Here is a 15,113-nt window from a genome sequence, read left to right as displayed (position 1 = left end):
ACTGAGATCCTAAAATAAATTCAGAAGAACGAAAACCATAAAAAAAGGTGGCCAAGCATTTACACATGCCTGGCTACCCTGCTTGAGATTAAAATTACCTTCTCAGAAAGAGCCTAGCGTTCTTCGCTTCTTCAGCGAAGCAATGCAGCTCTTGAAGAGAACGGTTATTTTAGCTTTTGATATCTCAACAACGCCTCCAAAAAGTAATAATCTGCGTAGATTAAAGGCACATCAATTTCAGATTTATGAGGAAGACTTCCTACAGAATGCTTTAAGATAAACCCGGCATTTGTACCTGGTTTCGCCAAATACTTATCACCCGACAATGACTTCAACATCAGCTCTGCCTGAGTAAAATATTTCTTACCATCTTTAGCAAAGGTGCTCAGCTCCAATAATCCTGATGCGGTAAGTGATCCTGCCGAAGCATCACGAGGAATATAGGATACTTTATTGGCAGCATAATCAAAATCTGGCTTGTAACCTTTTTGCTCCGCATTAAAGTCCCAAAATGGAATTTTATCCTTTGGCAAATTCGGATGGTTGATATAAAAATCTGCTGCCTTTTGTGCAGCTTCTAAAAAGCGCTTGTCTTTCGTTTCTCTGTACATCATGGTAAAACCATAGATGGCCCATCCCTGTCCCCTAGACCAAGTTGAATTATCTGCGTAACCTTGATTCGTTTGCTGATGCAACACTTTACCATCAGGCGCATAATCAACCACGTGATAAGTACTAAAATCAGGTCTAAAATGATTCTTCATCGTATTTAAAGCATGGCTTATCGCCACATCTTTATACTTCGGATTACCCGTAAGTTTAGAGACATAGCAAAGCATTTCCAGGTTCATCATATTATCGATGATTACCGGATATTGCCACATGGTTTTATTGTCCCATGACTTTTTAGCATTCCATGATTTAATCAAACCCACTTTAGGATCAAAGCGCGTCAATGCCGACTCTGCCGACTGGATCAGGATCTTATTATACAATTCTATTTTCTTTGGGTCTTTTTCAAATTTGATGGCATTACCATAAGAACAATACATTACAAAACCCACGTCATGGTGTTCCGTTAAAAACTGTGCTTGCTCTAAAGCTTCCGTCCATTTGGTAGCCGCAGCTTTCCACTCTGGTTTTTGAGTATACTCGTAAAGATACCACAAGCCTCCCGCAAAAAAGCCTTGTGTCCAATCCTTAATATCTGTACTTCTCACCGACCCATCTTTGTTCGTTGTACGAGGAAACTGGGTCAAATCTGTTGAAGTTTTAAGCAATTGGTTATACTGGTTTTCAGCAACAGCAAAGTCTTTTTTAATCAGTTCAGTTTTTGGCGATAGCAATAAGAATGAGGATGCGGTCACTGAAACTGCTAATGCTGATACCAGCAGCAGGTTACGTCTTTTCTTCGTGAGATTTAGTTTCATTTGTGTTATTTTAAATAGATATTAATATTCAATTACTTTTTCTTGGCCAATTTCCCGAAGCTGTTGTCATTTGTGCTATAGGTAACCACATCCTGCACGCCGATCTTTAGATCTTCTGGATTGAGGTAAAGAACTGCAGTTTCGCCTTTAGGAATGGTACAGCTATAAACCTGATTACCCATATCCAGGATTTTAACAGTAGGATTTGCTTTCAACTTTGAAGTGCTGGTAAACCCAGGTTTAATGTGGAGTGTTCCTCCGTTTAAGCTTTCTATTTTAATCCAGCGTGTAGTGCCAGACTTACGAACCGCTGTTAACAAAAAAGCCCCCTCGGTACGTAAATTCTCAAACGAAGCATTTGCCCAGTTTGTAGGAACAGCGGGAAATACCCTTACTGTATTGTTCCAATATTGAAGATAAAGCTCCTGAATACTTGCCGCAGCAGCCAATGGGGTTTCTATAACCGGCCCACTTTCGAGGTACATGGTATTTGGTTTTACAAACTTATCGAAAAGCTGGTTCAGATAATCTCTGGCCGCATCTCCATTACCCATCATGGCATAAATAGATGCCCCGCCTGTGAATGAATATCCTTGTAAAGCGGTTGGAAAACTATGCCAGTGTGCCAATGACTTTTTAATTAAGTTCTGGTTTTCGGGCTGGTCCCAGTTCACAAGATATAGCGGATAGACCATCAACAAATGTGAATAATGGCGATGTGATTGACTAAAGGGCACATCAGCAGCGATACGAAATCCATTTTCATCCTGTGGATAGGCGACAAGATTATCTGATACATCTTTCCACTTAGCTGCCAGAGGGTCATTCAATTTCAATTCATCATTAATCTGAAGTAATGTTTTACAGCCCCAATTGAGCAGTGCAAGATCATAGTTTGTGTCGGTCCCCTTTCCTACCGGATATTCAGGAGAGTGCGTCTTAACACTAAAATGCCATTTACCATCATTCTCCTTTTTCAACAGGTGAAGCGGGTAGTTGATACTGCGTTTTAATAATGGATACAGCTTATTTAACACAGTTTTATCCATGCTATACCTATAATGCTGCCAATAATAATATAAAATCCAGGTGAGGTTACTCAATTCAGCTTCACCATTAGAAATATCGGCAGTTGATCCGGCAAGCAATTTGACCGGCGCTACAAGATCTGCTCCTGAAGCCCTTGCTATAGCTGCGGCATCGTGTTGATATTCTTTAGGAACATTCTTGATCAGGTTAACCTGCTGCTCATCAATAATACGCATTAAAGAAGTAGCGATGTTTAACCTGTTGGCCGTATAAAGTGGACTATAAGTAAGCTGTATATTTAAGTTAAGCCAATATGCCGGCCAAGGAGTTTGCTTAAACCACGGCCCCATTAAATCCAGAGCAGGCTTATCCGCTCTTGTTCCCGAAGCTAATTTATACTGCTGCATCCAATAAAAAGACTGCATCCTTGAATCAGGAATAGTCAGAAAGCTTTGAGGATAATACCTATGCCACCATTGCTGATGCTGTTGAATATGGCTGCTGATTGGTACAGACTTAAAGTTTTTAAGCGTTTGAACTGCTTTATTTACATATTGCTGGCCTTCCTTTGAAAAGGCAACAGTAATCAGAAAGTCAGTACCCAATGCTGTATTTTGCTGCTGCCATGCGGTAGCATAGCCGCCTCCGGCATTCAATGATTGGTCATACACCTGAGTTTCTCCGTTTTTAACTAGCTGACCTGTCGGATTTCCTTTATAATTATCAGGGACTTTAATATGTGAATATTTAGTCCTGCTACTTACCGATTCCTCTGGTACCCATTGCCAGGTAAAACCTCGCTCTTCACCTTTATAGGCCGCACTGTAATAAATCACATCGGAATCGGAAAAAGTAAGATTTCTAAACTCGATACTTCCTTTATCGGTATAAATAACACCTCTAATCTCTGCATTCCATAAATCCAGTCTAGCACTCACCTTAGTAATCTTTCCAACAGGTTTTACCAGAAAGTATCCAATGGGCAACCTTGCCTTGGCTAAAAGCGGAGAGGTATTTCCTGACTGGTGGTCTCTCACATCACTGCGTCCAATATCTATACGCAAACCGTTTTCGGTATCCCTATAGATCATTGTGCCAAGCAATCCATTTCCTGTAAAAACACCTTCGTTCCAATTCGCACTTAAATCGTCAAATACCAGATCGCAGCCCGAAAGAAACTTAGGCCAATTGAGCTCAGAACGAGACTGACTAGCAGCCTGCAAACAAGGCATGGCAAAAAGAAGTATCAATAGAATCCTAGGGAGTATTGCCTTTTTCATTAAATGGTTACTTTAAATACATATACAGGAATGCCTGTCGGTAGTTTTGCAGGAAGTTTTACAGATAAACTACGACTATCCTGCTTCCACTCTACCTTTTCTTTTGACCCCAAAAGCGATACGGTTTGAACAGAAGAATTAGTCCTTCCCATACTCTTAATCAACATATCTCCGGCACTCCAGCTTCTTGCGTACACATAAATTACCCGATTCTTTTGAGCAAAATAAATATCCGGAGTAATCCCTTTAACTGTATTGTCATTGTCTGTATCCACAATCCCTGTCACAGCTTTAGCGCCAACACTCGCGTCAACAGGAAGGCTTTCATTTGTAACGGCCCAAGGTTGAACCCCATAAATGGCCTCCTCATTGACTTTCATCCAGGCTCCTATTTCTTTAAGGTTATCCACACTTTGCTGAGGAAGTGCACCTTGACCATCTGGATTTACATTCAGCAGGAAGTTTCCGCCTTTGCAGACGATCTCTACCAATTGGCGAATCAATAATTCTGGAGATTTCCAGGCTTTATCATAGCGATTATAACTCCACTTACCGCTCATGGTAATACAAGCTTCCCAGGGTTTAGTCATTTTTGTCGCTGATATTTGCTGCTCCGAAACAAGGTAATCACCCAATCCATTCCCAATGCGGCTGTTGATGATACAATTTGGTTGAAGCTTATGAATAAACTGTTCCAGCTCCAAACTTTCAGGTTTACTAATCAGTTCAGGCGTATCAAACCAAATGATACTGATAGGGCCATAATTGCTTAAAAGTTCTTTAATCTGTGGCTTTACTTTGCGTTCAAAATACTTAGCAAACACTTTTTCATCTTCATTCGGAAAATCCCAAGTATTACTTCTTCCAGCTTTCTCAGGCCAGTTTGTCGGGACATCTGGATCCTCCCAATCACGCCCTAGTGAATAGTATAAACCTAGCTTCAAACCGTATTTTTTACATGCCGCAGCAAGCTCCTTTACGGGATCTCTATGCCATTTTGTTGTTTTTACAATGTTGTAGTCGCTAACTTTAGAGTCGTACATCGCATATCCATCATGATGTTTACTGGTAAACACCACGTACTTCATTCCAGCCTCTTTTGCGCCCTTAACCCAGGCATCGGCATTAAATTTAACAGGATTAAAATCATCAGCTATTTTAGCATACTCCTTAACAGGAATACGTTCATATAACATAAAATGCTCATTCCCTTTTGATGGCTTTCCTTTCCATTGGCCAGCGGTAACAGAGTAAAGTCCCCAATGTACAAACATGCCAAATTTAGCATCCTTCCACCACTGCATAGCTGTAGCTGGTGTGTTAACCTCTTGAGCAGTTAAGGAACCGCCTAAGAAAATCGATATTAAAATACCTTTTAGTGCCTTCTTCATTTATAGGTTTATATTTTAAATTAAGGCTTGGTTACTTTTATTGACAGTGGTTTCACTACAGTAGCAGAACTATTAACGACATTATTTGAAGCTACAAAAGTTGGTTCGGACAGCGTTACCGATGAGTATTTATATGGATAATTTTCGAATTTAGCGGAGATAGATTTAAGGCCTACCCCAACATCCGGACTAACTTTCTTTAGGTTAATCGGTCCCATGATTGCCCATGCTTCTGCTGGAGCTGTTGCTGCTCCTACAGTTGCCGCACCAGTAATGACTAAGCTGGTACCTGCAGTAAATACCCATGGATATTTATTAGCATTTTTTGCTTCATCATAAGAAACCCACCAGCCAGGACTATAGGTAATCACACCGTAATTTTTAATCTCTGTATTTGGCGCGCCCAAATTCCCTATCGTATAAATGGACCCATCCGCTAGTTTATTTGTAAGCGTTAATAGGGTAATGGTCCATTTGTTTTGTATGGATCCTGCAGCAGCTACATACTTAAATGCGATGTATACTGGCTTACCTGAGTTCGCAAAAGAAGAAAGATTAATATCTCCTGATGCGGTTGCTGCTCCGGTGGACAAAGCTGCCTGGGCAGTAATATCTGACCATTGTGCAGTTGCAATGTTAGCATTTGTAGTAGCAGTATCTCTAATTGTTGAACCAGGTTTTGATGCGATCCCCTTAAAATCAGAAGAGACCATTAATGCCAGAGAATTTGCCTGTGTTCCGGTAGCTCTTAAAGAAGTAAATTGCAAAATAGGAGTCCCATCCGCAGCTGTTCTATCTTTATTAATATACTGTCGATTAATTTCTCCCGAATAGAATGTAATCACGTCAGGGTTGCCCTTGAAAACAAAATTCAAAGAATCTGAAGTCGTATAAGTATTACTAACAGCACCGTTAGTTTTAGATACGGCAACATCAAAATTAAGCGATTTTACTTCTATTTCTTTACTACAGCTTGCAAAAGTGAATGCTATTGCTGTAACCATTATATATCTATTAATCATAAATAAGTTCTTTTATTGGTTAATGGTTCTTATCCAGTTACCAGCCCGGATTTTGTGTCATGTTTTTATTTACAGATATTTCCGATGAAGGAATTGGAAATAGCACATTTCGATCAGTGATACTTGATCCTGCTAATCCACCATAAGAATTTCCACCAGCATTAGCTTTCATATCTAAACCTAAATCATTCATTGTTTTCACCCATTTCCCCCAACGAATCAAATCCGGTCTTCTCAAAGTCTCGTAACAAAGCTCCCTTGCGCGCTCATCTTCTATTGCCTGTTGAAAGTCTGTAAGTCCAGCCAGATCTACCACAGAAGTTGCAATTGTGGCTGTAGCCGTTGCTCTTGCTCCTGCATAAGTAAAGACCGCCCCTGTTACAGCTGCAGATGAAGCTCCACTTGCTTGTGTAGGTCCGGTAGTTGTTGAAGTACCTGCTGTTGTAATTGTGTACAAATTATTGCCATTAAATACTTGTGTTCCTACCATGTACGCAGTATTAGCCGTCCAGGCCGAACCAATGGTAACTGTTGGGGCACTTGTATAACCTTTTCCAGGTTTAGTTAAAGCTAATGCAGTCACCTTCGCTGTCGCAGCAGTAGCTGAATAAACAACCAATGCCTCCCCTGCTGCATCTACACCACCACCACCAGTAATGGTCACTGGGATATTATTAACACCCGCTGTAAGATAACCAGTATTACCGGCAGTAGCTAAGGTTAAACCACTTACTACAGATATCGAGGTAACGGGCGTTTGAGGATTCAAACCAAAACCGCGTCTTCTAACCTGGTTTAACGCATCATAAGCAATCGGAGTAGCACCATTAACATGGAATTCTGCTTCTGCTAACATGAGCAACACGTCAGAATACCTTAAAATAGGGAAATTTATAGGTGTAATATTTTTTCCTTTAACCGCAGTAGTTTCATATTCCCTTCTCCATTTGCCGGCATTACGACCATACAGATTTGTCGCTGTGAAATAGTTCTTATAAACCGTATTTGTGGCTGTATTGAATCCATAGGTATAAGCACCAATGGCCCAATCTCTTCTTAAATCACCAGCAGAATAATAATTATATAACTTAGCTGTAGTATTAATAAATCCATAGCTGTAGCCTATTGTAGCTACAATATTGTCAGCTGTAGCCACAATACCATTTGTATTTCCCAAACGATTTGCATTACCATAGCCATCAGATCCATTCCCCTTATTTTCAACCTCCCACATACTCTCTTTCACATCGTAACGGTCTTGATGTGCATTAATAAATACCTGGCTGTAACTGGAGTTCAAACTATGTGATCCTGATTCTTTTACCAGTGTAGCCCATTTCAGTGCTGCAGCATATTTACTTTGATCTTGTAAAGGAAAACCAGCCATTGTTAAACAAACTCTGGCTAAAATGCCCTCAACGACTGTTTTTGATACTCTTCCACTAAACCCAAGCTGATCAGAACTGAATACCTTACCTTCAGCTAACTCCATATCTGCAAGTATTTGTGCATACACTTGCTTTACAGGTGTCCTGGTTACAAATACGTCAGTAACTGACGGCGTAGGTTCTGTTTTTAATGGCACGTCTCCAAAATTACTCACCAACAAGAAGTGATAATACCCGCGCATAAAATAAGCTTCACCTAATATTGCATTACGTTTTGTTTCATCTATTGAAGCTACATTGATGTTTTTGATGAGAATATTTGCTCTTTCAATACCTTGATAGAGCTGAGACCAGAAACTATTCAATTCCGCATTTGTGTAATCGAAATTATAAACCATAACACCGGTCGACTGTCCACTCCTAGCATAAAATCCCTCGTCTGTTGCCGCGCCTAATTGGTCGAACATATTGTCACCATATATTCCAGCGGTCCCTAAAGGTTGGTATACACCCGCAAGTGCACTTATCAATTTAGCTTCCGTATTGTAATATTCCTTCTCTGTTAATGAATCAGTTGGTTCCGTATTTAAAAACTTTTTACACGAGCTAAATCCCAGACTGATCAATATTGCTATTATGAATATGTGTTTCATAAACTTCTTTTTTTAAAATTAAAAACTCAGGTTAGCGCCGAAAGCAATTGTCCTGCCACGAGGATAAGCACTATAATCAAATCCTGCGGTTAATGCCGAAGCATAACTATTTACTTCTGGATCAAGACCAGTATATTTTGTGAAGGTGTATAAGTTCTGACCTGACACATAAACTCTCAAAGACTGAACCTTAGCTTTTTTCAACAAATTAGCTGGTATATTATACCCAAAGGACACTGTTTTTATCCTTAGATAGGAACCATCCTCTACGGTGCGAGAAGAATAACCTCCACCAAAAAATCCATTTACCCGGTAATTGGATGCATTCTGAGTATCAGGTGTCCACCTGTCACTATAACTGGCAAACTGTTGCAAGTAGGTTTTATTTAACCCATTTCCTTCAAACACCAGCCTGTTTGTGTTTTGTATATCATTACCGTAAGACCACTGTAAGAACACATTCAAGTCAAAGTTTTTATAGGTAAAGTTATTCCCAAAACCGCCAATATGTACAGGCAGGCCATTTCCTATTATTGTGTAATCTGAAGCATTTACAATACCATCATTGTTCAGATCTTTATACTTGATATCGCCTGGTTGTATCAGTGCACGCGTATTTCCGTTTGTAGGAACATTATCTTTCAAAAGATAAGCTCCCCCACTGGTAACAGTAAAGTCACTGTATTGGTAGTTACCATCCCATATAAAACCATACATATCTCCCAACGGTCTTCCTATTTTCGCTATATAAGCTGGAGTGTTCTGATAACCATTATCCCATCTTACAGCAGTAGTGATGGCCTCCTGATTTTCTGCAAGCGCCAAAACTTTATTCCCGTTAAATGAGATATTAAAACTACTTGTCCATTTAAAATCTTTTTTATCAATATTAACGGTGTTAAACGCAAACTCCAGTCCTTGATTTTGTACTTTTCCTATATTTTTAAATGCTCTATTGTAACCCGAAGATGTTGGAATATCAGCCGCTAACAAAAGATCTTTTGTAATTTTCCGATAAGCATCAATGGTAAGATTTATACGGTTCTTAAAAAATGAGATGTCTAAACCAGCATTATATTGGTCGGTTGTTTCCCATTTCAGATCCTTATTACCGATAAAGTAATACCTGGTATCGTTAATATTGTAACCTGGTATAACAGATGAGACATAAACATCATTAAACGAATAAGATAATGTTACCGGCAATGCTGAGGTAGACAGGTAAGAAAAATCGCCTACCCGGTTGTTTCCGGTTTGACCATAACTTAATCTCAACTTGCCATCAGAAATGACAGAAATCTTTTGTGCCCAGTCCTCCTGTTTAAATCTCCATGCAAATGATGCTGCTGGAAAATAAGACCAGTGATTCTCCTCACTAAACTTAGATGATCCATCTGCACGATAAGAGACTTCTGCGTAATATTTAGACTTATAATTATATTTTACACGTCCCAAAAATGATGCTGCCGTCCACAAAGAACTCAGGGCTCTGGTACTAGCAGGATTTAATATCCCTTCATCCAATCCACTTAAGCCCAAAGATTCATTCGGCAAAAAATTAGCGCCAAAACCATTAGCACTGGATGTATTTCCCTGTTGGGTAAAACCAGCTAAAACATTCAGATTATGTATTTTATTATAGGTTTTATTCCAGGTCAATGTATTCTCATTTGCCCAGTTAAACGCCTTAGTGGTCAGTATGCTACCGTTTACTCCATTGGTCATTCCAGGATTCGTTCTGGGATTACCATAGTAAGATAAAGAGTTATTAAATGATTCGGCAATTGCCGTATTATCAGTTAAAACACCCGTTGCACGAAATTTCAAAGTAGGAGAAAATGTAACCTCAGCATAAGTATTCGCGCTAATGTTCCTCGTTATGTTATCCCTGATTAAATTCTTCTGATTGATGAGTGGATTATATTTATAATCATTAGTACTATTAGTGGTTTCATCTACAGGCACTGTTTCCGAAAGCGGCGAAGTAGGACTAGAACCCCATACACTATATAAAATATTAGTTGTACCGCTATTCGTAGATGCCCCTACACTATTACCCGATTGTTTAAGAAAGGAGTAATTGGCATTAACACCAAGCTTAAGGTATTTGCCTATAGTTTGATCAAGTGTAATTCTTCCCTGGTAACGTTTGTAACTCGTATTAATAATGGTACCATCCTGTTGATTTGCAGAACCTGAAATTGAATACAATGTTTGTTTAGTACCGCCTCTTACAGCCAGGTTATAATCCTGTAAACTTCCGGTTTGAAAAAATGGCGACTGCCAATCTGTAGCCGATTCATTTCTGTAATCTTCGAGTGTTTTACCTGGTCTGGTTAACAAATAATAAGTTGGTGTAGGATTTGCCGGAGTTCCAATGGCTGGATCACGTTCTAACTGAGATTTTACATAATCGTAGCTACTCATCAGATCCATTCTTTTGTTATTAGTTGTATAACTCTGAGTTGTACTAAGCGTAATCACTGGATCACCTATTTTACCCTTTTTTGTGGTGATCATAATTACCCCATTAGCACCACGAGCTCCATATATAGCAGTTGCTGCAGCGTCCTTTAATACATCAATAGATTCTATATCCTGTGGATTGATCACATTATTATTAGCCCCTTCAACTGGAAATCCATCTATAACATACAACGGTGAATTATCCTGAGTAATAGAATTGGCCCCCCTTACTACAATACTTACTTGCGATCCAGGTTGACCATCTGAGGACGTAACCTGTACACCGGCAACTCTTCCTGCTAGCGCCTCGTCAAATGAACGAACCGGAGCATTTAGCATATCCTTCATGTTCACCTGAGCTACCGAACTCACTAAATCGGCTTTCTTAGATGTACCGTATCCAATCACTACTACGTCATTCAGCGTTTTATTGTCCTCGGCCAGAATCACGTTAACAGATGACCTATCACCAACAATAATTTCTTTCTGTAAATAACCGATATAAGTAAAAACTAGTATGGCATTTCCTTCCTTAGGAATCATAATGGAGAACTTCCCATCGCTGCCTGTTGTTGCGCCAACCTTGGTCCCTTTAACCTGCACACTTACGCCAATCAACGGAGTTCCGCTTCCTTGTTCTGTTACCTTACCATCTACCTTCCTTGTCTGTTGGGCAAATGCTGTAATGGCAAAAAACAGGCACATAAAAATCATGTAAATTTTTCTCATACATCAATAAGTTTAAATTTGGTATACACTACTGCAACCTTGCGATTACTACAATCAAATTTGAGCATCAATCCGATTAAAAAAGGGGCACTAATTAATTTAAAAGAGGGTAATAATCAGTCAAAACGGCTGTTTCAATACCTTATTACCCTCAATCTCAATTTATTTAAGCGTTACCGTAGAGCCGGCAAATGCTTGCTGAGGGAAACTTACCGGATAATCCATTGTCTTTCCATCCTTATTATTTGTGATGCTAATCACAGCATTTGTTTCTTTTTGCAAAGGGTCTGCCACAGAGATTACCACCTTACCATTCAGCGCTTTAATTAATAACGCACAAGCCTTGTCCGACTTGATGGTATAGGCCGACGTTTTTAATACACCCGGCTCGTAAAAGATCGCCTGCAACATATTTAATTGCTCATTGCTTACCGCCTGTAGTTGTCCGGTGTTAGCTAGAATTTTAATACCAGACTTAGCAAAATTACTTAGAGGTGTGGCATTCTTAATGCCCGGCAATACTACATACACATATTTTGCACCTTCTGGTTTTACACCATGGTTGATCCATAGTTTAAAAACACTACCAGAAAGCGCTCCCTTTGGATGTGCATTGTTGATCTTGTACCAGCTCCCCTTTTGGGTATTGGTACTCAAACTTAAATCTACGGATTCAGGGAATACATAGCCAATCCCATCGTGTAAGATCCAACTTTGGTGATCACCTTTAAACACTTCCATTTTCCCTTTCCCAAGCTTGCCTTTTATGCCAGAACCTAATACGTCGCCATTTAACCAGCTTTGGTTAACAGTAGTCACAATCGACTCTGGCGTATTGCTACGGATATCTGCGCCCAGACATACAATCTCCTGATCAAAAAAGAACCAGGCTTTTTTTGCAGAGAGGCTATCATAGTCCAACGCATAAGTGCTTGCACCATACATGCCATCAGAAACACCACCAGCAAAAGCGTTGCTTCCATCTTCGCCCCAGAACTTGGTAGTCAAACGATCTTCCGCATAATCTCTGGTTGTTGTTCCCGGAATCTTATCCCATTCCCAAACCGGCATAATGTTGTAGTACTCCGGTCCACGAACCTGAATATTGGTCGCACCATCAGATAAGTACCTACCAAATAAATTCTCCTTGTTTCCAGACTCGCTACGTTTAGTCCGATTACTCACCATCCTCACATTAAAAGAATAACCAGGTCTAAGGTGCATTACATAATCTCCAATCCAAAACTGCTTATGCAATGGTTCAATCTTATAATCTGGTGCCGCTGTACTATCGGTTCTTGCAATTGCACTTCTCCACTCATCCGCATGTAATGGATCAATCATAGTTGCAGTAATTAACCTGCTTTTCTCTGTATTCTTTCTTAAAATATTAGGTCTACTTACACCACGACCTTCTGCGTTGAAGTCCATATAACTACCTCTAATCGCTTTTAAATAAGTTTCGCGGTAGTACCTAAAGAACATTTGCAATTTCTCATTACTGATCGCATACGGCGTTCCCTGCACGTAGTTAATCATTTTCAATATCCCGGAAATATATACCGCACCATAACTTGATATTTGTAACTGTGCGCCATGCTGCAAATAGGAATAATCATACTGCAAGCCCTCGTCATAATGCATAAGCTTAATCGGCTCAAACAACTCCGCAGCCGAACTAGCTAGTAAAGCTTGATTATTAGTAAGCAAAGCTCTATAGAAATAATGCAGAGCGACATCTGTTTTATTAGCTCCTGTTTGTTTTTCAATAACTCCGCGGTTCATTCTTTCAATCAGCAGTGCCTCTAAATCTGTCGGTATTCTACTTTCGCCATTGCGCAGCATGATCAAAATTTCACCCAAAGCCTGAGGAGTACCAATTTCATTGTGCCACCAGTTGCTACTTTTCGGGTCCTGATCGTACCAATACTTAATGGCACGAGTTATTGCGTCTAGTGTCTGATCATCGCTAAAATAACGGCTATCTTTTGTTATATACCCCTGAACAAGGCTTTCTAACTTTACTAAATGATCGTTTGGTTGCCAGTTGGTAATGGTTCTATCCTTGTAATCTATCCCCTTCCAGCTTCCATTAGGCTGCAGCGTAGCCAGGTTCTTTTCTGCTGCTTTATCCACAGACCGTACTGGCTTTCTAAGGTCCAATACAATTCTTTGCATAATTAGACTGGCTGCATCACCAGACTGTGCCTTGGCTAATCGCGATATTAGCATACTCAAAGCCAATACACTTAACAATAATACTCTCTTCATTGAGCTACAAATTTAGTTGGTTTATTTTATTAAGGATACATTCTTTCCATGTCACGACCTGTCGTTTCCATGCGGTGTTTCATGATTTGGTTTTTGCCGCCATATGAACTACCCCAGTGTGGCTTATCCAATCCCTTTTCCCATTCTGCAAGCTTACCAAGCATCTTATTTACCTGTGCAGGGTATTTCAGGGCAAGATTGGTGGTTTCAGAAATATCTTTTTCCAGATCAAACAGCAACACATTCTCTACCTCTTTATTTTCTAAACGTCCTTTCACGCGTATCAGCTTCCAATTATTTTCTCTCATGGCTGCAGCTACCCCTCTTCGCCAGTAAAGCGCTTCGTGAGGAGTCTTTTTGTTGCTTCCGGTGATATATGGCAAGAGGTTTACCCCATCCAGTTTCTTTGTGCCTTTACGTTTTCCATTCCCCGCCGCAATAGCAGTCGGCAATATATCTAATGAAATAACTGGCTTGCTATAAGTTTTATTTGCTGCAATATGTCCGGGCCATTTCATCATCATCGCTACACGGATACCCCCTTCCCATTTTGAACCTTTCATACCACGCAAGGGCCCGTTGTCGGATGAATTTACCGTAGCTCCACCATTATCATTGATAAAAACAATGATGGTGTTCTTATCCAGGTTTTGCTGTTTCAGCATCGCCATTACACGTCCAACCCCATCATCCAAAGAAGTCATCATCGCAGCATAAGCTCTTCTACCCGTATCCTGGATACTGGCGTAGCGCTCCATCAAATCTTTCTTAGCATTCATAGGAGTATGAACCGCATTATAAGAAAGGTACATAAAGAAGGGTTTATCCTTATTTTCTGCGATAAAGCTGGTTGCCTTATCGGTAAACATGTCTGTTAGGTAAGTGATCTTACTTTCCGGAACAATCTCATTGTTGTTATACAAAGCATGTTCGTTAGTCCTTGCACCTTTATAGGCAAAGAAGTCCCTGTGGCCACCTGTAAAACCATAAAACTCATCAAAGCCACGTTTTAGTGGGAAATGTTTTGGCTCATCGCCCTGATGCCATTTACCTATGGCGATGGTTTTATAACCATTGGCCTGCATCTCATTTCCAATCGTTTGCTCGGATGGATCCATACCTACATCGGTAATTTTATACCCGGGAGCAACCAAATTAGAGGTGTTGTGTTCAAAACCAAAACGTTGCTGATAACGACCTGTTAAAATACCAGCTCTTGAAGGTGCACATACAGAGGCCGAAACATAAGCATCCGTAAAACGGGTACCCCGACGGGCAATTCCATCAATATTTGGTGTTGGAATCTGTTTGCCTCCATAACATCCAAAGTCTACATATCCCGCATCATCACTAACAATGACAATTACATTGGGCTGATTTGAAGACTTATTTTGTGCTATAGCAGTGCTCACTGAAAATGTAGCCAGCAAAGCACAAATGATTGTATTCTTCAT

8 protein-coding genes are annotated in these 15,113 nt (G+C 40.1%); all 8 read right to left on the bottom strand.

Going from position 1 to position 15,113, the window contains the following annotated elements:
• Positions 1-164: 164 nt before the first annotated feature.
• Positions 165-1,430, bottom strand: a complete 1,266-nt coding sequence (locus EZ444_RS14175; protein WP_131609836.1) for a glycoside hydrolase family 88 protein — start codon at positions 1,428-1,430, stop codon at positions 165-167.
• A 32-nt stretch (positions 1,431-1,462) separates the two neighbouring features.
• The gene (locus EZ444_RS14170; RefSeq protein ID WP_131609835.1) at positions 1,463-3,739 is read right to left on the bottom strand and encodes a glycosyl hydrolase family 95 catalytic domain-containing protein; all 2,277 of its coding nucleotides are present in this window, start codon (positions 3,737-3,739) and stop codon (positions 1,463-1,465) included.
• Positions 3,739-5,130: an alpha-L-fucosidase gene (locus tag EZ444_RS14165; protein WP_131609834.1), complete on the bottom strand. Its 1,392-nt coding sequence runs from the start codon at positions 5,128-5,130 to the stop codon at positions 3,739-3,741. Before EZ444_RS14165 ends, EZ444_RS14170 begins: the two co-directional genes overlap by 1 nt.
• A gap of 20 nt (positions 5,131-5,150) precedes the next feature.
• Positions 5,151-6,134, bottom strand: coding sequence for a DUF5017 domain-containing protein (locus tag EZ444_RS14160; protein ID WP_205945269.1), 984 nt, complete (start codon positions 6,132-6,134; stop codon positions 5,151-5,153).
• A gap of 55 nt (positions 6,135-6,189) precedes the next feature.
• A complete protein-coding gene (locus tag EZ444_RS14155; RefSeq protein WP_131609832.1) occupies positions 6,190-8,193 on the bottom strand; it encodes a RagB/SusD family nutrient uptake outer membrane protein in 2,004 nt (667 codons plus the stop codon).
• An 18-nt stretch (positions 8,194-8,211) separates the two neighbouring features.
• Positions 8,212-11,388: a SusC/RagA family TonB-linked outer membrane protein gene (locus tag EZ444_RS14150; protein WP_131609831.1), complete on the bottom strand. Its 3,177-nt coding sequence runs from the start codon at positions 11,386-11,388 to the stop codon at positions 8,212-8,214.
• A 162-nt stretch (positions 11,389-11,550) separates the two neighbouring features.
• Positions 11,551-13,659, bottom strand: a complete 2,109-nt coding sequence (gene cslA / locus EZ444_RS14145; protein WP_131609830.1) for a chondroitinase-AC — start codon at positions 13,657-13,659, stop codon at positions 11,551-11,553.
• A 29-nt stretch (positions 13,660-13,688) separates the two neighbouring features.
• Positions 13,689-15,113 carry a sulfatase gene (locus EZ444_RS14140; RefSeq protein WP_131609829.1) on the bottom strand — a complete coding sequence of 475 codons (1,425 nt, stop codon included), beginning with the start codon at positions 15,111-15,113 and terminating at the stop codon, positions 13,689-13,691.

The sequence above is a fragment of the Pedobacter hiemivivus genome (assembly GCF_004331685.1).
Lineage (GTDB): Bacteria > Bacteroidota > Bacteroidia > Sphingobacteriales > Sphingobacteriaceae > Pedobacter > Pedobacter hiemivivus.
Note: the sequence above shows the minus strand (reverse complement) of the source record. Positions and strands in the feature narration are given on the sequence as shown.